We start from the raw sequence: 22,382 nt of genomic DNA on the forward strand, positions 1-22,382 counted from the left end.
GTACTCTTTTTTAATATTTTTAGTGGCAGGTTTGATAGGTGGAAGTATTAATGGTTTGAGTCTTTATATTGGAAAATTATTATTTAATTTATTAAAAAAATGAATAACTTATCTTACCTAAAACCAAATTTAGTAGTAGCTCCTTTATTTGATAATTGGTACGCATGGACACATCTTATCTCTCCTGCTACTGCGGCAATGAATTTAACAGGAAGACATCTTAAAATTATGAATTCTTTTATCCAATCCCCTAGAATTCATGCTTCAGCAGTAAAAAATCCTAAAATGCTGGGCGGGCCTTTTATGGATATTAATCCTGATAGAGTTGATGAAATAGTGAAATTAAGGGAGCAGACATTATTAAATCAAGCTAAGCTAATAGAATTTTCAGAAAGCATTAAAACACTTGATTTATTATTGAAAAGACATAAACATGGTTATAGTGTTGAATTGTTATACAATGAAATTCCTGATATTTTAAAAGGGTTCATCGAAATAGTTTATGATTTAAATAATAATCTTTCGTTTAGAATTTATGAAAGTTTACTTTATGGAAGTGAATTCTATAACAAAAGATCCCAATCAATAGCATTATGGCTTACAGAAAATGATGATAGGCCGTTTTGTTTAAGTACACCTTTATTATCGGAATCAAATGTTATACATTTACCAGTGTCGTTTGATGATTCTGGAATTGATAAACTTTGCAGCATGAAACGGAATCCAGGATCGATTACTGACATAGCTTTGGAAATTGGTGTGACAGAGGATCAAATGGATCTTTTTGAAACCTTTTTTACCGAAAGATCACATCCAACATATAGCGTCTATAATTCAGATAAGATTAGGATGAGATACTTTGGACATGCTTGCATATTAATTGAAACGAAGGAGATATCAATATTGGTTGATCCTTTAATAAGCTATTATGGATATGAGTCTAGTGTTGACCATTATTCTGATGTTGATTTACCAGATTTTATAGACTATGTTTTAATTACACACAATCATCAAGATCATGTCGTGTTCGAAACATTAATACCATTGCGGCATAAGATTGGAAAAATTATTGTCCCTTGTACAACGAGTGGCGCACTTCAAGATCCAAATTTGAAACTCACGCTGGAAAATACAGGTTTCAAAAATGTTATAGAAGTGAAAGATATGGAGAAACTTGTCTTAGGGGATTGTGTTTTAACAGGAATCCCTTTCATAGGTGAACACAGTGATTTAAATATTCAGGCTAAATCGTGTTTTCATTTGGCAATATCAGGTTTTACATTAATGTTTGTTGCCGATTCCAGAATAATTGACTTTAAAATTTACGAGCACATAGAGAAAATGGTTGGGGCTATCGATGTAATCTTTTTAGGTATGGAATGTGATGGAGCCCCCTTAACTTGGTTGTATGGGCCATTGTTAACCGAAGATATTTCGAGAGAAAATGATCAATCGCGTCGTCTTTCGGGCTCTGATTATCGTTTAGGAGTTAAATTAGTGGATATTTTTTCGCCTAAAGAAGTTTACGTGTATGCAATGGGCCAAGAGCCTTGGCTAAAATTTATAAGTAGTATAAAGTATACTGAAGAATCCAATCCAATTATACAATCTAATAAATTGGTAGAGGAATGTTTATCTAGGGGGATTATTGCAGAAAGATTGTTTGGTGAAAAGGAACTGTTATACAATTATTCAGGAAATAAGGTTAAATAGCCCCGTTTATTTTGTCAAATTTAATATTGTAGATTTATGTTTGGTTATTTTTCTTTTTGGAAGATATTTTTAAAAAACAACAATAAATATAAGGATTGTTTTACTGAAGATTTTATTAGAAATAGTGGTGTTTTTTTTTCAAAAAAAAAGAAGAAAAGCATGCGTAATTCATGGCAGGAGTTTGTATTACAAATAAAGGAGTATCCTATTGATAAATACAGGGGAAGAGGAATAGTGATTTGTGCTGGGGGATTTGTTTATTTGACCTGCGCTTGGGTCAATATAAAGATGTTGAGAAAGCTCGGATGTATATTGCCTATAGAGGTGTGGTACGAAGAAAATGAATTAAGCGAAGGTATTATTGAAGAACTTAATAAACTAGGAGTTGTATGCAAAAATTACTTTGATTATTCCAATAAGAAGATACATAGCTATGCGCTCAAACCGTTTTCGATCCTACATTCAGCTTTTGAAGAAGTTTTGTTCCTTGATGCAGATAATAATTGTGTTAAAGACCCAACATTTTTGTTTGATACCTCTGTCTATGATAAATATGGATGCCTCTTTTGGCCAGATATTTGGGAAACATCTTTAAATAACTCAATCTGGGATATAATTGGATGTAGACCACAGAATATGCGAGAGCAAGAAAGCGGGCAGATATTGATCAATAAAAAAAAATGTTGGCGAGAACTCAATTTGTGTATGTTTTTCAATGAAAACTATGAGGACTATTACCAAATTTTACTAGGAGATAAAGATACCTTCAAATTTGCTTGGTTAGCAATGGATCGTGAATATTTTATGATTGATACTCCTGTTGCTTATTGCGGGTACGAAAACGAATTTAAAGTGTTTTTTGGTCTTACAATGGTTCAACACGATTTGAATGGCCAAATATTGTTTTTGCATAGAAATCTTATTAAATGGGCAAAGACAAACAATGATGAATTTTTTTGGACTCATATTAAGCGAATTGTAGGGGAAAATGTTAAAATCTATAAACCATTTATTTCAATAAATGAAAGAAAAAATCTGTATTTGGATATACAGGGGGATGTTGAAGTCATTCCGTTTGTTAATTTATTAGGTAATTATGAGTATTTATGCATGGATATCCTAAGTTCCTTAAGGAAGGAAAAATTCTATCTGGAATATTTGTTATATCTCGCTTCGACGATGATAAGGGGTAACTATATGGAAAATAGGGCTAATCTATTTGACAAAGCAAAAGCCACCGACTATGCCAATTTTTAACTTGGCAATCATATTGGAGTGCAGAATTAATAGACTTTCATCCTTTGCGATTATTTAAAAAAAAAATATATATGGAAGAAAAAGTTAAATACCTTTTGTCGAGATTTAGTGCTTTAACGAAGCAGGAAAAGGAAATAGTGATGCGGATTGGGCAACCTGCTTTTGATTTCATTGAAGATATTGTCAGCGAGGAAGTTTTGAGCGATCCTAACCATTTATTAAACTCTATGGCAAAACTATCAAAAAATATTTTGGGAGAATATAGCCAAGCAGTCCTAGTTGATATTGAAGATGGGATTTTCTTAGTTGATTCTGAAGATATGGTTGTTGGTGCGATGTTAAGACAGGAAGGGCGATACCAAAAGGAGGAAATTGAGGCCATAAAATCTTTTATTAATAACGATTCAAAAGTTCTCTTTGTTGGTGCTCATATAGGTGTATTTGCTGTTCCAATAGCAAGAATTGTTGAGAATATTGTGTGTATTGAAGCAAATTTATCTAGCTATAAATTATTAGAGTACAATATGAAGCTTAATAATATTACCAATTGTAAGTTATATAATACTGTTGCTTTTAATTATGATGGTGAGATAGACTTCATAATAAATAGAGAAAATTCAGGAGGAAGTAAGATTGTACCATTCGGAAATTTAGATCCTTATGTAACGGAAACATCAAATATTGTTGAGTTAAGCTGTTGTAGATTGGATTCGCTTTTAAAGGATCAGGATTTTGATGTAGTGATCATGGACTTAGAGGGGGCTGAACTGTTCGCCTTATTAGGAATGCCTAAGATACTTGAGAAAGTGAAGCTTCTTTTTATTGAATTTATACCGCATCACATAAAAAACGTCGCAATGATCGAGATTTCTGCATTTTGCGAACCCTTAGAAATTTTTGATAAATTAATTATACCGGAATTGAGCAAAGAGATTGATAAAGAGGATATTCCTTCGGTTTTGAAAGTGTTTTTTGAGTGTGATAAAAGTTTTGATAGTTTAATTTTTAAAAAAAAATAAGGGAGTGTAACTCTAACTGCGTCATTGGATTAAAAACTTAAAAATCTCTTTCCAGTTTGAGCCTATCTCCAAATTTAATATAAAGTTGGAATATGGTCAAGCCCCAGTTGTGCACTTTTTTTGACCTCTCCCCAAAAAACTGGAGCATTTAAAAGTAGGGAATTCGGTTATGAATTACTAATTTTAAAAGGGAGGAAAAACGATGAAAAAATCAAAGTTTACCGAAGCACAGATCGCCTTTGCGATCAAACAGTCCGAGACCGGTACCCGCGTGGAAGAGGTCTGCAGAAAAATGGGCATCAGCGAGGCTACATTCTACAACTGGAAGAAGAAATATGGCGGTCTTGGCGTGTCGGAGTTGCGTAAGCTTCGGCAACTGGAAGAAGAGAATGCGCAGCTGAAAAAGCTTGTGGCAGATCTTACTCTGGACAAACAGATGCTCCAGGATGTATTAAAAAAAAGTTTTAAAGCCTTCGCAACGTAGAACAATGGTTACGGGCCTCATTTCTGATTATCGAATTTCCCTGCGCAGAGCATGCGAGGTATCTCTGCTGAGTACCTCAGTTTGGTATTATAAACACAATAGACGTGATGACGGTCCATTACGCCTTCGCATAAAAAGCATTGCAGAAACACGTGTCCGTTACGGCATAGAACGGATTGTTGTTCTATTGAAACGTGAAGGCTGGCGTGATAATCCAAAACGGATTTATCGAATTTATAAGGAAGAAGGCTTAAATCTACGTGTGAAACGGCCCAGACGTTGCCGCGCCGCCGCTCATCGATCCGAGAGGCCGGTTTTTTCCAATTTACATGACTGCTGGAGTATGGACTTTGTCGCTGATGCGCTGTTCGATGGCAGGAAAATCCGCTGCTTAACTATAGTGGATAACTATAGCCGTAAATGCATGGCTATTGAGGTTGGACAGGGGCTTAAGGGAAGTGATGTTGTTTCTGTATTGGAAGAACTCAGGTTATTCCAGCAGGCAATGCCTCGGAAAATCCAAGTGGATAACGGATCGGAGTTTATTTCCAAGAATGTCGATAGGTGGGCATATGAACATCAGGTGGAATTAGTATTCTCCAGACCCGGAAAACCAACAGATAATCCGTATATTGAGTCATTCAATGGAAGTTTTCGGGACGAGTGCCTAAATGCGCATTGGTTTCTGTCATTGGAAGATGCGAAGGAAAAAATTGAAATCTGGAGGGAAGAGTACAACACCTTCAGACCCCACAGCTGTTTAGGGGATATGACCCCTGAAATGTTTATCGAAAAACAGGTCAAAACAGCGGGATTTTCTACTTTAGAACACTCCTAAATTCTGGGAGAGGTCAATACGCTAAAGAATCTTTAGTTTCTTAACGTGTATTTTTATATTTATTCAATGTTTGAAAAGCGGGAAGGTTTCAAAATCAATAAAAAATGTGAAGCCCTTTTGAACTCCACATTTCTATAATTTACACACTTTATGAAACAGTGTGACTATATATCAACAACGACATCCATTTTGAAGTCATCATCTTTTAGATGGACGATCTCTGTCGCCTTTTCGTAGTTTGTCGATTTCTTAGAGAAGAAGTCGTGTTGTGTGGTTTCTGTATTCAAGCCATTCAATACAATTGGGTTGACTTGTTTTACTTCAAAGATCGGATCAAAACCTAAGTTCATCAATGCCTTGTTTGCATTGTAACGAACATATTCTTTCACCTCTGCAGTCAAACCGACTTCAGTATAGATCTCTTCGGTATACTTCAACTCGTTTTCATACAAGTTATAAAGTAAAGCCAAGAAACGTGCTTTTACCTGATCTTGATTCTTTAATTTTTTGAATTGATCTTGTGCCATCAATCCGACGAACACACCGTGAATAGATTCGTCAGCGACGATTTTCTTGATGATATCAGCAGAAGCAACCATTTCACCTTGACCACATAACCACAATGGTAGGAAGAACCCAGAATAGAACAAGAAAGATTCCAACAATACGGAAGCGGCCATAGCCATATAAATTTCCTCATCAGAAGCATCCTCCTTGTCGATAGCACGGTAATAGCCGTCGATCATCTGTGCTTTGTACTGTAGGTATTTATTTTGTTGAACCCATTCGAAGATATCATTGATTTCAGCTGTCGTTGAAACCGTTGTGAAAATAGTTGAATATGATTTCGCGTGAATAGCTTCCATCATACACATATAGGATAATACAGCTTTATTCTGTAAAGTATCTATGTGGTCGATGATTTTTGGCATACCTGTATGACTCTGCAAGGTATCTAACAGGGTCAAACCACCTAATGCTTTTTTATAGGCATCTTTCATTTCTGGGCTGATACGTTTCCAACTATCGATATCTTTTGATGGAATGTATTCGGTGTCAATCCAGAATTGACGAATGTTTTGTTCCCAGAACATCAATACATAATCGTTCTCGGGAGTATTCCAATTGACAGCTTTATATGTTTTACTCATTTTTATTTTAAAGTATTAGGCATTTATTATCATGTATTTGAACTTCTGATCCGTTGATTAAGCCAAAAGTTGCCGATAACTTGGCAACTTTTGACCTATTCACATTATATATCCAAATACTAAAATCTCAAGATTAGGCTGAACAAGAGACACATTCGTCGATGGTCGATTTTCTTGTTCGTGTGTAATAAAGGGATTTCAATCCCAATTTATGTGCATAGATGTAATATCTAGACAAATCTCTTGTGGAGTCTTTCGAATTGGTATGCAAAATTGTAGATACCCCTTGATCAATATGACGTTGGATAACCGAAATCAATTTCAATACTTTGAACTGATCCATATCATATGCCGATTTGAAATAGAAATAGTTATCGTTGGTCAGATATGGCATTGGGTAGTAAGTGGTACTATCACCATATTCACGCACTTCAATAATATCCACAATTGGCATGACAGACGCTGTCGCATTCATGATATAGGAAGTTGATTGATTTGGAGCAATCGCCAAACGGTACGCATGGTAGATACCATGTTCTTTGATTTTTGCTTTTAATTCTAACCAATCTTCAACAGTTGGAATGTGTATACCTTCAAACAACTCAGTTACCTTAGCTGTTTTTGGAATGTAATCACGGTTTATGTAATTATTGAAATAAGTGCCATCTGCATAGGCTGATTTCTCAAATCCAACAAATGTTTTTCCACGTTCTTTTGCAATTTCCATGGATGCTTCCAATGAATAGTAGTTCATCATCATGAAGAATGTATTGGCAAAATCCAAGGCTTCATTAGATTCGTACATGATAAAGCTTTTTGCAAGGTAGCCATGTAGGTTCATCGCACCAAGTCCTACGGAGTGCAATTCGCGGTTTGCTTTTGCAATCGAAGGTACCATATCGATGTTGGTTACATCAGTGACCACTGTTAGCGCACGCATCGCTGTTTTCACCGTTTCTTTGATGCGTTTATTGTCCATCACTGTAGCGATATTCAACGAACCAAGGTTACAGGAGATACCATAACGGATTGTATCTTGCTTGCCATAGATCTCGATATCGGATACTTGTGATACCTGCATGATCTCGGTACATAGATTTGAGAATTTCACCTGACCAATTTCATTCAAAGCATGTACACGGTTGGTGTTTTCTTTGAAGAAGATATAAGGGTAACCGGATTCTTTTTGTGTCTGTGCAATCTTAACCAACAGATGACGTGCGTTGATTTTTTTCTTTTTGACATTTGGATTGGTGATCAACTCATCGTACATCTTGTCCATATCCATTTCATCCAAGAATTGTCCATACTCTTGCATCACTGTATGTGGGTAGATCAAATAACAAGGCTCATCTTTCTCGGCTAGCTCCATGAATTTGTCGGGAACGATAATACCGATTGAAAGTGATTTGATACGTACTTTTTCGTCCACATTGATTTTTTTACAATCAAGGAACTCTTCAATATCAGAGTGGAAGATATTTAAGTATACTGCTCCAGCACCAGGACGTTGTCCCAATTGGTTTGCATAAGAGAAGGTATCTTCCATGATTTTCATGATCGGAAGTACACCCCCTGCACGACCTTCAACACCTTTGATCGCCTCACCACGTGCGCGGATTTTGGAGATATTGAATGAAACCCCGCCACCGATAGAGGATAATTTCATTGCTGAATCAACTGCATAACCGATACCGTTCAGGTTGTCACCAATTTCATCCAAGAAACAGGATACCAATTCCCCAGAGCGTTTTTTACCTGCATTCAAGAATGTTGGTGTAGCAGGTTGATACTCTTGGTTGATCATGATTTCGGCGTATTCTATCGCTTTTTTTACACCTTCTTCTCGTGCTAAGAATAAGGATACAGCAACAACGCGATCTTCATAGCGCTCTAGGAATTTTTCACCAGAGTCGTCGCGAAGTGCATAGCTCTGGAAAAATTTAAAGGCTGCCATAAAGGATTCGAAACGGAATTTTTTAGCATACACATAATTGAATACCTCTTCCATTTCTTCAAATGTAAACCATTGGTAAAAATCAATATAGTAGTTGTTTTCTATCAAATAGTCTATTTTTTCTTTCAATGTATAAAAGAACACAGTGTTCTTATTTACATATTCCAGGAAATATGCGCGAACAGCTTCCTTATCTTTATGTAAGCTGAACTCGTCATCATGCTTAATCATGATTTCATTATTAAGCAATATCCAGTTTTTTGCTACTTCGTTTGCTACCATCGCAAAAGTTCTTTAAGATGTCAATAAATTGGTTTATGTCTTCCATTGTTCCGGACAGTTCAAACTTGAATGCCAGTGGAATGTCGAAATCCTGTGAAATACGATCAGCTGCCAAACCGAAATTTGGACCCCAGTTGCGGTTGCCACTGGAGGTTACGGAATAGATATTTTTAGCTTCTCGTTTCATGAATTGTTTTGTGTTTTCGGGCACCTGTCCAAAATTTGTGGTAAATGTGACCAAATGGCCAGGGTGATTTACCTGAAGGTCAGCGCTGATTTTATGGATCTGCCAGCCAGTGATCTGTGCGACTTTATCCATAAAACGCTGTACGTTACCCGTTCTGGAATCGTAATAAATGTGTATCATACTGCTGTCTTTAATTTAATGATACCTTCGATTTATTAAAGTGCAATGGCAGCCAATTCTTCTGGTTTAAAGCCAATGATACGGTGTTGAATTTCTTCATCTTCCAATACGATTACTGTTGGTACCGTACGGATTTTGAATTTTGCGGCTAAGTCAGGTTCATCAAAAGGATTAACCGTTTCATATTGGATACCTTTTTGATCCAAATAAGCCGATACTTGTGCACAAGGAGCACAATCGTTTTTCTCAAATTTGATAATTCTTGCCATGTTTGTATGTTTATTTTTTTTATCCAATCTTCATAGAAAAAGAAAGGTCGTTACTTCGTTGAATTGCCAATTCTTTCATTAGCTTAACAAATATCATATATTTTCTTGCGAAGCGGTAGTTTGACTTTTCCACATTTTGGGTAAAAGTTTGTCATAGGATGCGTTTACTGCTAGTTGGTTGTGTTAAGTGTCTGTTATAGTGCGCGATATGAATGTGGATAACTTTAAATCAAGAAATTTTACCTGTTTTTTACGAAACAATCTAAGTTTAATTTTAGTGTCATAAAACGGCTACAATACTTGGTTTTTTTTATAAATTTATTACATTTTATTGCCCTAATATGCAAAATAAATTTATGAAGAAGCTATGCTATGCTCTCTTGTTGTTATTGTCTTTGAAGACGCATGCACAGGAGAATATCACTTTCCAAAAACCAACTTCCGAAATTTTGGCTTTGGCCGATTTTATTCGACCACCTCAGATAAAAATGTCCAGTGATAACAAATGGATGTTATTCACCTACCGGTCGACCTATAAGAGCTTGGAGGATCTGGGACAGGAAGAAATGAAATTGGCCGGATTGCGTATCAATCCGCGTACAAATATGGAAAGTTCGACAGTCTTTTTTAATAAGATTGGCCTGAAGAAAATTGGACAACAGTTAGAAGAAACAGATTTTGTTGGAATGCCAGAAAATCCCTCTTTGTCAAATTTTGCATTCTCCCCAGACAATAACCGTTTGGCATTTACCAATACAAATGAATCTGGAACCGCACTGTTTGTACTGGATTTAGCAACACGGAGAGTGAAACAATTGACAGCTTATAATCTGAATGCAACATTGGATGCGCCTTTTCAGTGGTTGGGCAATTCAACACGATTAATTATCACGGCCTTACCAAAGGAAAAAAATGCTTTGTTGGATCCTGCCAAGGATCTGCCCACGGGACCGGTCGTATCCACAAGCGACGGCAAAGTATCTCAACTCAGGACATACCAAGATTTATTGAAGAATCCACAGGACGAACGGAATTTTGAAACATTGGTACAATCTAATCTACAGTTTGTGGATCTAGATGGGACGATTTCCAAATTCAAAGATAAAGATATCTATACTGGGGTCGTCTTTTCGCCCAATGGTACCTATGTGATGGTAACAACAATCGCTAAACCCTATTCCTATCTGGTACCAGCTTCGCGTTTTCCACAACAGACGCGGATCTACGATCTATCGGGAAAAGAGATTGCACTGGTTAATGAAGTGCCTTTAACGGAGGTCATGCCAAAAGGATTCTCCTCTACACGTCCAGGTAGGCGTTCTTTGCAGTGGCGTGACGACCAGCCGGCAACCTTAGCTTATGTTGAAGCCCTGGATGGTGGTGATGCCAACAAACCGGCAGAATTTCGCGATGCGCTTTATACATTGGACTTCCCATATACTGGTGCGGGAAAGCTGATTTTCAAAACTAAAGATCGCTATGCTGGGGTTGTTTGGGGCAATGATAAATATGCATTGGTTCATTCGCAATGGTATGATACACGTAATGCGAAAACTTTTGTCGTTAATCCTTCCACTGGGGAATCCAAGTTGTTGCATGATCGCAACAGCCAAGATGTCTATAATGATCCGGGTACAGTATATCAACAAAAAAATGCCCTCGGAACATACAGTATGTATATGGACAAGGACAAAGTCCTATTTGTAGGCAAGGGCTTTACCAAAGAAGGAGAGTTTCCTTTTGTGGAAGAGCTGGATTTGCAAACGTTAAAGAAAAAACGCTTATATACGGCGGCAGCATCTGAATTGCAGGAACGGATTGGAGAGATTGTAAATCCAAAAACCGGTGAATTGTTGATCTCGCTCCAATCGGCATCAGTCTATCCAAATTATTACCTGAAAAACATGAAATCAGGCAAACAGGTTGCATTGACAACATTGGAAAATCCATTTAAATCGCTTGAAAAAGTTCACAAAGAAATCTTAAACTATAAACGTAAGGATGGGGTAGCGCTTTCGGGTACATTATATCTGCCGGCTGGCTATGATCTAAATAACAAGGAGAAATTACCCTTATTGATGTGGGCTTATCCAAGGGAATATAAAGACAAAAATACGGCTGGGCAAAGCACGGCGAACCCAAAGGAATTTACTTTTCCAAGTTATGGATCATTTATTTATTGGGTATCAAAAGGCTATGCGGTCTTGGATAATGCCGCATTTCCAATTGTAGGAGAGGGAAAGAAAGAACCAAATGATACCTTTATTGAGCAATTGGTCGCTAATGCGGAAGCGGCAATCAATGCCGTGGATAAATTGGGTTATATTGACCGAAAAAAGGTTGCTGTGGGTGGGCATTCGTATGGAGCCTTTATGACTGCACACTTATTGTCTAATTCAAAATTATTTGCAGCTGGGATAGCGCGTTCGGGAGCTTATAACAGGACATTAACACCATTTGGTTTCCAAAGTGAGCAACGTAACTTTTGGGATGATCCAGCCCTGTACATGACAATGTCTCCATTTGTCAGTGCTGATCGGATGAAGACGCCATTGCTGCTCATCCATGGTGGAGCGGACAATAATCCGGGAACATTTACCCTACAAACAGAACGTTATTTTCAGGCCTTAAAGAATTTGGGAGCACCCGTGCGCATGGTGATTTTGCCGCGTGAGGCCCATGGTTATGTAGCGAAGGAGAATATCTTTCACCTCCTATGGGAGCAAGATCAATTCCTTGAAAAATACTTAAAGAACTAATTATGAGACCTGATATATTTCGAGAAAAATCGCCATTATCCTCCGATGATTGCTTTGTGGTCTTTGACAGGCGAAAATCTTCTTTCACTTTTCCGGTGCATATCCATCCCGAATACGAGCTCAATTATGTGGAGGGTGCCTCCGGTGCACAGCGTATCATTGGTAATTCTGTAGAAACGATCGGTGAGCAAGATCTGGTACTGATTGCGAGTCCAGAGCTTGAACATGCCTGGAAAGATGGTGAATGTCAGTCCAATGATATCCATGAAATCACCATACAGTTTCACCCCTCGCTTATTGACCAATATCTGGACAAAAAGCAATTTGCAAGTATACAGCAGCTTTTGTCAAAAGCGTCGCGAGGGATTGTCTTCGGAAAAGATACAGTAGATCGGGTGCTTCCTTTGCTTCGCATATTGACCTTGGAGCGCGATGGATTTTATTCGGTCATGAAGCTGCTTGTCCTGCTGTATGAACTGTCAAAAGGTGAAGATATCCGTGTATTATCTACGGCGACAAATTCCGTCTTGAGCAATAGTGAGCTGCTTATGGGACGTCTACAGGAATATGTTGTTGCGAATATCAACAAAGAATTGAGCCTGCCTATGGTAGCTGCGATTATGAACATGAGCAAATCGACCTTCTCTCGTTTTTTAAAATCAGCTACAACATTAAATTTTACCGACTACTTACTTGACTTCCGGATCAATATGGCCGTTCGATTGTTAAAAGAGGAGACTCCAATTGCTGACATCGTCGAGCAATGTGGTTTTAATAGTGTTTCTTATTTCTACCGTGTATTCAAGAAGAAAAAAGGGATAACCCCGATTGAATACAGAAATAGCCTGCGGAAACAGCAGATGATTATCTAGCGATCTAGTTGCAACCTACCCCTATACTCAGATTCTGAGTACATTTTTTCATACATAATGATACCAATGGGTAAGCAAAGGCAATTTGTCTGACAATGACCATGCTGTCTGACAAACGATTGCATCGCGTTGCTCAACGCTGTGAAATAATTCAATAAAAATGAGTTCAGAGTTCAATGAATCACTGTTGACTTGTTTTTAATGTATTGTTTTTCAGCGTATTGTATTTCGTGCTGAACCAATGCATTTTTTCATTAATCTCTTTTTTTTTTTGGAGTGCGCAATCGTTTGCGTTTGTTTTTTTGCGATTCCTTTGTCGGAAATATGAATTAAAAGTACAATACAAATGACCTGATCTTGCTATCCTTGGTTTTTCGTTTTCTCTAATTTCGTCCTATAGACCAATAATAGCATACCAAATTAAGTATAGACATATTATATACAATCTATCTATTTATTGTAAACCTTAAATACACAAAATATGAGAAAAACAGCTCTACTGCTTTTACTTTCGGCTTATGGCACATTTGCTTGGGCGCAACAATCCCAAAAAGTACGAGGGAAAGTCCTTGATGCAGATAATAAGCCAGTGGCGGGGGCCACTGTAAACATCAAAGGTAGCACCGGGGGGACAAAAACTGATGCTGATGGTTCCTTCGCACTTGATGTTGAGAAAGGGAAAACCTTAAAAATTACCTATGTGGGGATGAAGGAACAGGAGATTCTTGTCAATGATGCATCAACTTATAGTATTGTGCTTCAATCAGGAACCGACTTGGATGAAGTTGTTGTTATTGGATATGGTACAGTAAAAAAACGCGATTTGACAGGTGCTGTGGCATCTGTATCGGGGAAGGATCTACAGTCCAATATAGCTAAAAGTACAGCGGGAGCGTTGCAAGGCCGTGTTGCGGGGGTATCCGTGACCAATGCGGGGGGAGCTCCCGGAGCGGGACTGAACGTGACTATTCGTGGTTTAAGCTCTTTTGGTAGCAATACACCGCTTTATGTTGTAGATGGTGTATTTGGGGACATCAATTTGGTGGATCCTAATGATATCGCTTCGTTGGAAGTCTTGAAAGATGCATCAGCAGCAGCGATTTATGGTTCACGTGCCGCTAATGGTGTAGTTATTGTGACCACCAAAAGCGGTCGGCAAAACACAGCCACTACACTCAGCGTAAACGCATTCACAGGTGTGCAAAAGGTTTCCAAAATGTTGGATCTTATGGACGCCACACAATGGAAAAATTTTCAGAAAGAGAATAAGTTACTGCCTCAGAGTGCCGAAGCGATGACAGCTAATACGGATTGGCAGAAAGAAGTATTCCGTGCGGCGCCTATGCATAAAGTTAATGTGGATGTTGCAGGCGGAGGTGAACGTTCAACTTATAGTGTTTCTGCTGGTTACATGGCTCAGGAAGGGATACTTTTGAATACAGATTACAAAACCTTTAATCTACGGACTAAAAATACCTTTAGCCTGTTTAATAACCATCTACGCTTGGGGAATACATTCTTGATTAAGAATGGGGATCAACAGCGGGGATCAGAATTGACGATTACCGATATTTTGCGCCAGAACCCTTTGGTTCCTGTATATGATTCGGCGGTATTGGGTGGGTACGGCACTCATTCTTCCTGGATGAAAAATATCGAAAATCCTGTTGGCGTCCTCAATTTGTACAACAACCAACGTCATCAGACCGATATTATGCTTAGCGGTTATGCGGAGGTTGACCTTTTTGTTAAAGGACTGAAGTATAGGTTGAATGTTGGGGCCAATCGTACTACAGGACGTAATTATAATAAAAAGGCAGAACCACATGTGTATGGTGATAAATTAATACAATCTTATTTGAGGGAAAGTGCATTTTTCAACAATCAGTGGTTGATTGAAAACACTTTACACTATGATCGTACATTTGAAAAGCATACGCTATCTGTTTTGGCTGGATATTCAGCGCAGGAAAACAATAACCGTGGATTTGGTTTGGGACGTTATGATATTCCATTAGGTACAGATGCTATCGATGCCGCAGCAATGGATCAGCAGTCTACCAATGGTAACCTTCAAGAGGATGCGTTGATTTCTCAGTTTGGTCGTTTGATGTACACCTATGACAACCGTTATCTTCTGACTGCTACCATAAGACGCGATGGTTCTTCGAAATTTGCAGAAGGTCATCGCTATGGTGTATTTCCTTCTGTTGCTTTGGGTTGGAACGTGATGAACGAAGCCTTCTTTGAGTCCGCTAAGAAAACGGTCAATGAATTTAAGATTCGCGCCAGCTATGGTCGTTTGGGTAACCAGAATATTGCTAACTACACCACACAGTTCACTACCCAATATGGTATCAATTACATTCAGGGAGGCAAATTGTGGCTAGGTGCTATTCCGGGCTACGAATGGGTATCCCCAAATGCCTTGACCTGGGAAGAAACCGAAACCAGTGACATTGGTTTAGATCTGGCTTTTTTGAATAATCGATTGAGCGTTAGTGCTGACTATTATGTGCGCGAGACTAAGAACATCCTTTTGGGAATCAACCGCGCGCCTTCATCGGGCTTAGGTGGTACTCCGGTAATGAATGCTGGGGTAATCAGTAACAAGGGATTTGAATTTTTGACCAGTTTTCGGGATGCTATAGGCGCGGTTAAATACAATATTTCTGTTAATGCATCTACTGTCAAGAACAATATGAAGGCTGTGACCCTAGGTTCTATACAAGAGTTTGCCGGTTTTAATCCGCATGCTGAAGGAGATATTACCTGGGCGAGAGTTGGCTATCCTATAGGAGGTTTCTGGTTGGTTAAGACTGATGGTATTTTCCAGTCTGATGCTGAAGTACAGGCGTATAAAAGTTCGAATGGTACGGTTATACAGCCTAATGCTAAGGCTGGAGATATTCGTTTTGTAGATTTCAATGATGATGGAAAAATCACAGATTATCAAGATGCCCAGTATTTAGGAAGCCCTTTTCCTAAGCTAGCTTATGGTATCCGAGGTAATGTGGAATATAAGGGCGTTGATTTGGGCGTTTTCTTTGACGGAGTGTCTGGTAATAAAATATATAACTATACCCGGGCGCGTATAGAATCAACCAATGAGGTCAATAACCATGCGACAAGTTTGTTGAACTCCTGGAAAACTTCAAATACCAATACGGATATTCCACGCTACACGCGTGAAGATCCGAATAACAATAGACGTCGTACATCTGACCGTTGGTTGGAGAATGGATCTTTCTTCCGTTTAAAAACCCTGGAGATAGGTTATACATTGCCACAGAATGTGTTGAGCAAAGCGGCATTGAAAAGTGCCCGCATCTTTTTCGCTGGTGACAACTTGTTTACTTCGACAAAGTATAAGGGATACACGCCGGATCTGGGAATCAATTCCGATGAGAATGGCGGTGGGTCCAGTACGATGACCGCAGGGACAGATTATGGTCGTTTCCCTTTGGCACGCACCTTTATGTTTGGTGTGCAAGCCAGCTTCTAAACGACATAATTATGTTTAGTCATTAATTTTAGCATTTTTAAAATACAACTATGAAATTTTTAATCAATAAATATACAATTGCGGTAGTAGTGGGACTGTCGCTAACAGGCTGTTCTAAGGATTTTCTGGACAAAACGAATCCCAATAAGCCGGTGGATGTTGTTTTTTGGAGGGATGAAAACGATGCGGTATCAGCTGTAGCAACTGTTTATTCACCTATTCGTAACCAGATGTCGGGTTATTATGGCGCATGGAGTGGGTATCAGACGATGAATCGGGCGGATGATACGTTTTTTCTGGTCGGGGAAGAAGCCTTTACCTGGGAATTTGTTAATTTTCTGAATAGCGCCTCGACGGGTAATAGTGAGTTTGGGAGCTTATACAAAGGTATTAACCGGGCGAATGTATTTTTCAAAAATATAAATAAAGTGCCTATGGATGAAGCCAAGAAAAAGCAACTGATCGGTGAAGTGAGTTTCCTAAGAGGGATGTACTATTTCTTATTGGCCGCCAACTGGGGTGACGTACCGTTGCGCTTGACGGTCGCTACAGATGATGCGGAACCAGGAGAAGCGGCATCTGCACCGGAGGCTGAAATCTGGAAGCAGGTGATTGCCGATTTCAAAGTAGCTAAAGAAAATTTACCTGTGGATAGACCAGCATCCGAATTGGGACGTGTGACCAAAGGAGCTGCGATTGCACATCTAGGTAAGGCATTAGTGTATACCAAGCAATATAGCGAAGCCGAAAAAGAACTGAAAGTACTACTTTCTTCACCTTATAATTATGATTTAGTAGCTGATTATCAGGATAATTTCAAACATACGACTAAGTTTAACAAAGAGTCGGTATGGGAGTTGGCATACGATGGTACCTTGAGTAGTGGTGGTGTATGGGGGAATGATCAACCAAACTCGCACTTGGGTATGGTGTTGCCTAACTTTGTAGGTCCTGATGGTACTGGAGCATGGTTCAAGATTATGCCATCACCGGCTATTATACGTGATTTTATCGCTGAGGAGAGACCAACAGGATCCGATACCCGTTTCGACAAACGTATGAATGCCAGTTTCCTATGGAAATATTCGGATTACCAGACTGGGGCTGTTGATGGTAAATGGTATGGTAATCAGACTTTTGATGATGTTTGGGAGAAATGTAAAGAGAAATTTAAGCGACATTCTCCTGAAGAGCTTGAAAAAGCTTTTCCAACTATTGATGGAAAACAGGGGCGTTTCTTGATGAATAAGTACACCAATGCTTATATGAATGCTGCGGGTTCCAACTCTCATTATGATCCCGCTAAGAATAACAACAACAATCTACGGGTGTTTCGTTTTTCTGAAGTACTATTGTTACATGCTGAAGCTTGTGCACAGAATGGAAATATTGCAGATGCCTCGTCCAGCCTTAAACGTATACGTAATCGTGCAGGATTGGCTAATAAGACTTGGAGTGGTAAAGATGATTTGATGAAGGAAATCATGAAGCAAAATGAATTGGAGTTTTTCTTTGAAGGACATCGTTTCTTTGACTTAAAACGTTGGTTTGCGTATGCTGACATGAAGAAGATTTTTGTGGATAACAAAAAGCAAGGGGCCAATAATTTCGGGCCTAAGCATTACTATCTTCCTATACCACAGGACGAATTGAATACCAATACCAAAATAGAACAACATCCGTTGTGGAAGTAATTATCAATTTTTCGGAGGAGCTTTTCAGCTCCTCCGAAAAATTAATCTTAACACCTAGGATCTATCAGCAATATAAACTATGTCAGCTACTTGTGTTTTTAATTATTTAAAAAAAAGGAACATCATACCTTATCTATATTTAGGAATGATGGTTATCCTATTTTATTCCTGCGCCAGGAATAGGGATGCTGTGTTAGAGATTCCTTCAAAACAGTCTTTGAATGAATGGGTTGATAAGGGAGAGCTGCTGCTTGACATTACGAAAGGTAAAGAAAACTATGTGTTCAACTTTGAAGGTGGAAAGGTGTCTGTCTCTTTGCAGGAAATTGCAAAAGTGGAACCGCAGCTGGAACGCTGGCAAACTAAGATTACTTTTAGTGATGGTTCGGAACTGGTTGTGCCCAGCAAGGGTACAGACCTTGGCTTTATAGTTGAAGGTATAAAACTTAACCCTTCGGGTTTAAATCCATTGGCGGCTTTGGTTAATGTATGGCTGCCTACCTATGGTCGGGTGAAAGTTACCGTACGGGGGAAACACGGTGATCAGGGCAATATTACCCATTTATGCCAAGATGATACGCCGAAGCAAGGAGTACCCATCTTTGGGCTATATCCCGATTACGACAATGTGGTAGAACTAACCTTTACCAGTATGAAGGGGATAGAACGAGGCAGTACCACGATACATATCCAGACAAATGCTATCGAAATACAGGACTTTCCGCGGTGGAAAAGTATCAAAGCGGAGCCCGCTAAGATGGAACCTGGAGTTAACCTAGTGAACTATCCCGGCATGAGCGAGATAGACGCATCTCTGCCTTATATGATCGATAACGAAGGCGAACTACGCTGGTTATTGGATTTTAAAAAGTCGCCGGAGTTGAAAAAGCTATCTTTATCCATCGGATTGAAACGGACAAAAAAAGGAACATTCATTGCGGGTGACCAATCTGAACCGCGCATTGTAGAAGTTGACATGTTCGGTAACTTGAAGCGTCAATGGGATTTAAGGAAATTAGGCTATACTTTTCACCATGAAATTACAGAGGCTGCCAACAGCAATTTTTTAATAACAGTGACAAAAACAGCCGCGCGTTTAGTTAATGGACAACCCCGAATGAATGACCACATCATTGAACTGAATCCCCAAACAGGGAGCTTGGTCAATGAATGGGATCTGGCCAAGCAGCTGGATACTACCCGTTACGTAAAACCTGACGGTATTACTCCTCCTGCTTTTTCGCAGACGGCAAATAACTGGGCACACAACAACTCCATCGCAGAAATAGGAAATGACTTATTGGTGACTTTACGTTATCAGGGTATTGTGCGTTTTAACCACGCAGGACAGACTCAATGGATGATTTCTCCACATAAATTCTGGGGTGCCAATTATCAATCGTTGTTGCTGAAACCTATTACTGAGGATGGTACAGTTATTACCGATCCTGCTGTCATCAATGGTGATGCAAGCATCGCGGGATTTGACTGGCCTTGGGGCCCCCATACACCAGTGGCACTTTCCGAAGATCGTATTTTAGTTTTTGATAATGGCTACAACCGAAGCTGGATCCCCAATTTTGGATCAGGTGTGAACAATTATAGCCGAGTAGTCGAATATAAAATTGATGCGGCTAAGAAAACAGTGCAACAACTTTGGTCTTATGGAAAAGAAAGAGGGGCAAATGCATTTTCTCAAGCTTTATCGGGGGTACAATACCTGCCACAGACTGGTAATATTCTATTCTTTCCCGGTATGGGGGTGAAAACAAGTATAGGGAATGGAGGTCGCGTGATGGAAATCGATCCGAAGACGAAGGAAGTTTTGTTTGAACTTGAAATAACTACCGGCAGCGGCTCAGCATTTCACAGGGTAACACGTATGCCACTCTATCCTTCGAATTTATAAATAACTTTTTTGAACTTACGTAATTTTATGTCCGAATCCTTTGAGCGCCAGCAAGCTTATATTATCGAAACACAACGTTTATTATTAGAAAAAGCAAACGTTGGATTATTCAGTCCGGGAAAAATTGTCACGCGTTATTTTAATCCTGTTGTCACCAAAGAACATATTCCGCTTACCTGGCGTTACGATTTCAATCCATTGACAAATCCTCATTTTTTGGAACGAATTGCCTTCAATTCAACCATGAATGCTGGAGCAATCTATTGGAAAGGAAAGTACCTGCTATTCGTTCGCGTGGAAGGTGTCGACCGAAAGTCTTTCTTTGCAATTGCCGAAAGTCACAATGGAATAGATCAATTTCGCTTCTGGGATCATCCTGTCTTACTCCCAGATTCGGAATCTGATGAAACCAATGTCTATGATCTTCGGCTTACGGCACATGACGACGGCTGGGTCTATGGAATTTTCTGCAGTGAACGCCGTGCGTCTGATGCTGCTCCAGGCGATCTTTCTAGCGCCGTTGCTTCTACAGGTATCATCCGGTCAAAAGATCTGATACATTGGGAACGCCTACCTAATTTAAAGGCTGGCAGTCAACAACGCAATGTGGTACTGCATCCTGAGTTTGTGGAAGGAAAATACGCGTTTTATACACGCCCCCAGGACGATTTTATTCTAGCAAAAAGCGGTGGTGGCATTGGATGGGCCTTGGTGGAGGATATCACCAAAGCTGTTATCCAAGAGGAAAAGATTATTAATAAACGTTTTTACCATACGATCAAGGAACTTAAAAATGGGGAGGGACCGACGCCACTAAAGACGGAGAAAGGCTGGTTGCACCTCGCACACGGAGTCAGGGGTACTGCAGCGGGCTTACGTTATGTATTATACCTTTATCTCACGAGCCTAGAGGATCCAAGTGAATTAATTGCGGAACCCGCGGGCTATCTAATGGCTCCCGAAGGCGAGGAAAGGGTGGGGGATGTTTCCAATGTGCTTTTTTCTAACGGTTGGATTATGAATGCAGATGGTACCGTGTATATTTATTACGCCTCCAGCGATACACGGACGCATGTTGCAGTTTCTTCCGTAACCAAATTGCTGGATTATTGCCTGAATACACCGGCAGACGGACTCCGCTCAGCAGAATCATTGCGCAAGGTGATTAATCTGATTGATCATAATATGCACTATATAAATAATAAAAGTCGGGGAGAGGTTGGTCATCTCTCACAATAGTGTGGGATCAGGAAGAAATACAAAGTGTACCCGAACCACAATAGATGATCGTAAATAGCATGCCGAAAATAGCGTGCTTAGTACACTTTAGCAACAGGGCAATAAAATGTATGAATAAAAAAAATGGGCAATCAACAAACCAATGCTATGTTAAAGAATGTTTGTGTTAAAATTCTCGCTTTGATCAGTCTTTGTAGTTTAGCATTTTCTGTGCGGGCTCAAGAATCGGAGAGCTTAAAAATTATCTCTTATAATATCTGGAATGGTTTTGAGAAACAGCAGGATCGAAAGGATAAATTTAGTGATTGGATTCGAAAAGAGCAACCTGATATAGTGGCATTGCAGGAACTGGTCAATTTTAAGCAAACAGATCTCGCAAAATTGGCTAAAGCATATGGACATACTTACACGGTTTTATTAAAAGAGCAAGGTTACCCTGTCGGTATTTCCTCACGTTATCCGATCAGGCTTGTAAAAGCACAAGTAGATCAGTTTTGGCATGGGATGCTGCATGTGAAGATCAAAAACTTAGATCTTATCGTAACACATCTAAGCCCTTTTTCCTGGAAATATAGACTTGGAGAGGCAAGACAAATTGTGGAATATGTAAAGAATAATAGCTTGGACAGCTGTATTATTATGGGAGATCTGAATGCCTACTCCCCATTGGATGCCATTTGGTTGGAAACGCAGTCTGTATTGAAAGCGAACTTGACAAAATGGGATCAGGAGCATCCGCAATATGGCAATATGAACTGCAGTAGATTTGACTATCGTGTATTATCAACTTTTCTGGCTGCTGGTTTTGACGATTGTATCGGACGGTACGTATTTCCTAAAATCAAACGTGCCAGCTACCCTGCAGCGACGCTTTACAATTGGAAATGGGGAGACTCCCGGTTGGGGGCCGTTTCTGAACGTCTTGATTATATTTTGTTGTCTGAACCTTTAGCATCTCATGTGAAACAGGTGGAAGTGCATAATGGTCCTGCACTTGAAGGGATATCTGATCATTACCCTGTTTCGGTCGTGATTGATCAATTGGAGAAATAGAAATATAATTGTAG

15 protein-coding genes are annotated in these 22,382 nt (G+C 39.3%); 11 read left to right on the forward strand and 4 right to left on the reverse strand.

The window, feature by feature from the left end; translation table 11 throughout:
- Positions 1 to 99 precede the first annotated feature (99 nt).
- From OGI71_RS22260 to OGI71_RS22275, 4 genes are all read left to right on the forward strand, one after another.
- Positions 100 to 1,713, forward strand: a complete 1,614-nt coding sequence (locus OGI71_RS22260; RefSeq protein ID WP_282252022.1) for an MBL fold metallo-hydrolase — start codon at positions 100 to 102, stop codon at positions 1,711 to 1,713.
- A 36-nt stretch (positions 1,714 to 1,749) separates the two neighbouring features.
- Entirely contained in the window at positions 1,750 to 2,970 is a 1,221-nt protein-coding gene (locus OGI71_RS22265) for a hypothetical protein (RefSeq protein WP_282252023.1), read from the forward strand.
- Between the two features lie 71 nt (positions 2,971 to 3,041).
- Positions 3,042 to 3,989, forward strand: coding sequence for an FkbM family methyltransferase (locus OGI71_RS22270; RefSeq protein ID WP_282252024.1), 948 nt, complete (start codon positions 3,042 to 3,044; stop codon positions 3,987 to 3,989).
- 202 nt (positions 3,990 to 4,191) lie between these two features.
- A protein-coding gene (locus OGI71_RS22275; protein ID WP_282252025.1) for an IS3 family transposase occupies positions 4,192 to 5,311 on the forward strand; the annotation gives its coding sequence in 2 pieces (ribosomal slippage) (positions 4,192 to 4,445 and positions 4,444 to 5,311; 1,122 coding nt in all).
- 164 nt (positions 5,312 to 5,475) lie between these two features.
- On the opposite strand, the gene nrdF is transcribed toward OGI71_RS22275, so the two are convergent.
- The 4 genes from nrdF to OGI71_RS22295 form a co-directional block, all read right to left on the reverse strand.
- Complete coding sequence (gene nrdF, locus OGI71_RS22280) at positions 5,476 to 6,462, reverse strand: class 1b ribonucleoside-diphosphate reductase subunit beta (RefSeq protein ID WP_257087099.1); 987 nt, start codon at positions 6,460 to 6,462, stop codon at positions 5,476 to 5,478.
- 133 nt (positions 6,463 to 6,595) lie between these two features.
- Positions 6,596 to 8,701 (reverse strand): class 1b ribonucleoside-diphosphate reductase subunit alpha, encoded by a 2,106-nt coding sequence (nrdE, locus tag OGI71_RS22285; protein ID WP_282252032.1) that lies wholly within the window; start codon positions 8,699 to 8,701, stop codon positions 6,596 to 6,598.
- A complete protein-coding gene (gene nrdI / locus OGI71_RS22290; RefSeq protein ID WP_282252034.1) occupies positions 8,661 to 9,068 on the reverse strand; it encodes a class Ib ribonucleoside-diphosphate reductase assembly flavoprotein NrdI in 408 nt (135 codons plus the stop codon). The genes nrdE and nrdI overlap by 41 nt, the downstream gene beginning before the upstream one ends.
- Positions 9,069 to 9,103: 35 nt before the next feature.
- Complete coding sequence (locus OGI71_RS22295) at positions 9,104 to 9,337, reverse strand: thioredoxin family protein (protein WP_077437059.1); 234 nt, start codon at positions 9,335 to 9,337, stop codon at positions 9,104 to 9,106.
- A 341-nt stretch (positions 9,338 to 9,678) separates the two neighbouring features.
- Between OGI71_RS22295 and OGI71_RS22300 the strand changes: the two genes are divergently transcribed.
- The 7 genes from OGI71_RS22300 (at position 9,679) to OGI71_RS22330 (ending at position 22,368) form a co-directional block, all read left to right on the forward strand.
- Positions 9,679 to 12,096, forward strand: coding sequence for a prolyl oligopeptidase family serine peptidase (locus OGI71_RS22300; protein WP_282252036.1), 2,418 nt, complete (start codon positions 9,679 to 9,681; stop codon positions 12,094 to 12,096).
- A 2-nt stretch (positions 12,097 to 12,098) separates the two neighbouring features.
- Positions 12,099 to 12,968, forward strand: coding sequence for an AraC family transcriptional regulator (locus tag OGI71_RS22305; RefSeq protein ID WP_282252037.1), 870 nt, complete (start codon positions 12,099 to 12,101; stop codon positions 12,966 to 12,968).
- Positions 12,969 to 13,449: 481 nt separating this feature from the next.
- Positions 13,450 to 16,473: a TonB-dependent receptor gene (locus OGI71_RS22310; protein ID WP_282252038.1), complete on the forward strand. Its 3,024-nt coding sequence runs from the start codon at positions 13,450 to 13,452 to the stop codon at positions 16,471 to 16,473.
- Between the two features lie 50 nt (positions 16,474 to 16,523).
- A complete protein-coding gene (locus OGI71_RS22315; protein ID WP_282252040.1) occupies positions 16,524 to 18,167 on the forward strand; it encodes a RagB/SusD family nutrient uptake outer membrane protein in 1,644 nt (547 codons plus the stop codon).
- A gap of 145 nt (positions 18,168 to 18,312) precedes the next feature.
- On the forward strand, positions 18,313 to 20,076 hold the full coding sequence (locus tag OGI71_RS22320) for an aryl-sulfate sulfotransferase (protein WP_282252042.1): 1,764 nt from the start codon (positions 18,313 to 18,315) through the stop codon (positions 20,074 to 20,076).
- A gap of 9 nt (positions 20,077 to 20,085) precedes the next feature.
- Positions 20,086 to 21,315 carry a glycosidase gene (locus OGI71_RS22325; RefSeq protein WP_282252043.1) on the forward strand — a complete coding sequence of 410 codons (1,230 nt, stop codon included), beginning with the start codon at positions 20,086 to 20,088 and terminating at the stop codon, positions 21,313 to 21,315.
- Between the two features lie 123 nt (positions 21,316 to 21,438).
- Positions 21,439 to 22,368: an endonuclease/exonuclease/phosphatase family protein gene (locus OGI71_RS22330; protein WP_282252044.1), complete on the forward strand. Its 930-nt coding sequence runs from the start codon at positions 21,439 to 21,441 to the stop codon at positions 22,366 to 22,368.
- Positions 22,369 to 22,382 lie beyond the last annotated feature (14 nt).

This window comes from Sphingobacterium sp. ML3W (assembly GCF_029542085.1).
In the GTDB taxonomy this organism is placed as follows: domain Bacteria; phylum Bacteroidota; class Bacteroidia; order Sphingobacteriales; family Sphingobacteriaceae; genus Sphingobacterium.